Origin of the sequence: Streptomyces sp. UH6 (assembly GCF_013421635.1) — a bacterium.
GTDB lineage: Bacteria > Actinomycetota > Actinomycetes > Streptomycetales > Streptomycetaceae > Streptomyces > Streptomyces abyssomicinicus.
In genome coordinates this window covers 1-2,688 of sequence record NZ_JACADT010000784.1, presented here as the reverse complement: position 1 = coordinate 2,688, position 2,688 = coordinate 1, and the positions used below count along the sequence as shown (strand labels likewise).

At 70.5% G+C, this 2,688-nt stretch carries 3 protein-coding genes; 1 reads left to right on the top strand and 2 read right to left on the bottom strand.

What is annotated here, in order from left to right; all coding sequences use genetic code 11:
* A partial coding sequence (locus HW445_RS25795; RefSeq protein WP_180223299.1) for a hypothetical protein occupies window positions 1-1,200 on the top strand: 1,200 nt, incomplete at its 5' end.
* Here HW445_RS25795 and HW445_RS25790 read toward each other — a convergent pair.
* Window positions 1,187-1,939, bottom strand: coding sequence for a class E sortase (locus HW445_RS25790; RefSeq protein WP_374939698.1), 753 nt, complete (start codon window positions 1,937-1,939; stop codon window positions 1,187-1,189). The genes HW445_RS25795 and HW445_RS25790 overlap by 14 nt on opposite strands.
* Before the next feature lie 44 nt (window positions 1,940-1,983).
* The coding region (locus HW445_RS25785; RefSeq protein WP_180223298.1) for a class E sortase at window positions 1,984-2,688 on the bottom strand (705 nt) is incomplete at its 5' end.

The window sequence follows — 2,688 nt, the reverse complement described above, 5'->3', positions numbered from 1 at the left end:
CTGGCGATCGCGCTGGTGCTGTTCGGCTGCTGCGCTTTCGATCTGGGGGCCCTGCTGGCCCGGTTCCGGCCCCCGTGGCGGCGCCGGGAGGCCGAGGAGGAGCGGGACTTCGGCGCGCTCGCCAGGGCCGCGGAGGACGACCGCCACGGGGACCGGCCGCGTCTGGTGCACCGGCGCCGCGTGCACCTGCTGACGCTGGCCGCCTTCGCGGCGGCGGCGCTGCTGGTGGTGCGTCTGGGCGGACCGGCGGTCTTCTTCTCCAGCCGTCAGGAGATCACCGCCGGCCTGGAGGACGCGGGCCTGTCCGGCAACGGCTCCGAGGCGGGTCAGGCCTTCGTCCGCGGCTTCGGCACGGTGCTGCCGCTGATCGCCCTGCTGGTCCACGTCCGGCGGCTGGCCACCTCCCGCAGGGCCCGGCGCAGCTGGTCCACGGTCGCCGTGTTCGCGTCGCTGTGCGTTCTGAACGCGGTGGTCAACAACCCCGTCTCCAACCCGCGTTACTGGTTCCTGACGGTGATGTTCGCGCTGCTGTTCACGGCCTTCCCGGTGAGCGCCGCGCTCTACCGGATGTCGCTGACGCTGGGCGTGGTGGTGGCGCTGCTGCTGTTCCCCTTCGCCGACGCCTTCCGCTACGACGAGAACAACACCCGCACCATCGAGACCACGTCCTTCCTGGAGCCGCTGGCGTTGAAGGACTACGACCAGATAGGCATGTTCGCCAACACGATCACCTATGTCGACTCGGCCGGGCACACCTACGGCAACCAGCTGGCGGGCTGCCTGCTGTTCGCGGTGCCGCGGTCGGTGTGGGAGGACAAGCCCGTCGACACGGGCGTGATGGTGGGCCAGTGGATGGGCACGCGGAACACCAACCTGTCCTCCCCGGTGTGGGCCGAGCTGTACATCGACTTCGGCGCGGTGGGGATGACGGCCGGGATGGGTCTCGTCGGGTACGCGGCCGCCCGGTTCGACCGCAGGGTGGCGAGGGCCTCCGCCGGGAGGCGCGGCCACCCGGGGCGGCTGCTGCTGATCACCGCCCCGCTGATCGCCGGGTACTCGTTCATCCTGTTGCGCGGGCCGCTGCTGCAGGCGACCGGGCGGGTGGCCATCGCCGCGATGTGCCTGCTGTTCATCACCACCCGGCGCGCCGACCGGGCGGTGCCGGGGGAGGCGCCGCCCGCGCGGCCTAGGAGTTCCTGATCTCCTCGGGCGGGGTGCGCCGGTCGTCGACCGGGTCCACCCGGACCAGTTCCCCCCAGACGATGTAGCGGTGCTCGGAGGTGTACATCGGGGTGCAGGTGGTCAGCGTGATGTACTTGCCGGCCTTCTTCCGCCCGGACTCCTCGGGCACCGGCTTCAGGACGCCGACGTTGTACTTGGAGGTCTCCGGGAGGATCTCGAAGACCTTGTAGACGTACCACTTGTCCTTGCTCTCGAAGACGATCGGGTCGCCCTCGCGGATCTTGTGGATGCCGTGGAACTTGGCCCCGTGCCCGTCGCGGTGCGCGGCCAGGGAGAAGTTTCCGTCCTTGTCGCTGGTCGGGAGCGAGGCCTTGACCGGGTCGGTGTAGTAGCCGGCCGCGCCGTCGTCGAGCACCTTGGGGTCGGTGCCCTTCTTCACCAGTATCTGGTCGTCGTCCATCGTCGGGACGTGCAGGAAGCCGATGCCGTCCTTGGTGTCCAGGCTGCCGGGCCCGCCGGCGCCCTCCAGCGCCTGCTCCCAGCGGTCGCGGATCCGGTCGCTCTCCTGGTCCGCCGCCCGGTCGGCGAGCAGGTTGGTCCACCACAGCGAGTAGACGACGAAGAGGCCGAGCACCACGCCGGCCGTCATCAGCAGCTCCCCCAGGAGGCCGACCAGCGTGGCCACGGGGCCCCGGGAGACACGACCGCCGTTGTCCCGGTGCGGGCGCGTGTCCTCGCCGCTCCGGTCGTGCTCCACCGTTGCCACCGTGGCCGTCCCCCGTCGTGTCCCGTACTCACCCGTCACGGGTTCACCAGCGCGTCGGGCTTCCCCTCGTCACGCGGGCGTTCCTCGTCCATCTTGCCCCAGACGATCATCCGGTAGGTGCTGGTGAACTCCGGGGTGCAGGTGGTCAGTGTGATGTAGCGGCCGGGGCCGGTGAAACCCGACCCCGGCGGTACGGGGTCGAGGACGGAGACGTTGCCGGGTGAGGTGGACGGAAGGATCGAGGTCATCCGGTACACGTAGTAGGTGTCGCGGGTCTCCACCACGATCGGGTCACCCGGCTTCAGGCGGTTGATGTAGCGGAAGGGCTCGCCGTGGGTGTTGCGGTGCCCGGCGAGGCCGAAGTTGCCCGAGTCGTCGCCCGGCATGGCGGTCGGGATGCTCTCCTCGTCGTAGTGCCCGACCATGCCGCGGTCCAGCACCTTCTCCTTGTCGATGCCCTCGGCCACCGGCACCACCACGTCGAGGGTGGGGATGTGGAGGAGGGCGAAGCCCTGGCCGGGCTCGAAGGAGCCGGGGTCGCGTGCCCCCTTGTCCCAGTCGTCCTGGAGCTGGACGGTCTCGCGGTCCACGTCGGCGGCGGCGAGGACGTTGGTCCACCACAGCTGGTAGGCGACGAAGAGGATCATCAGCACGCCGGTGGTGATGAACAGCTCGCCCACCGCGCGGCTGATCAGCACGGCCGGCCCGGGTCTGCGGGCCCGCTCCGCGCGGCGGCGTTC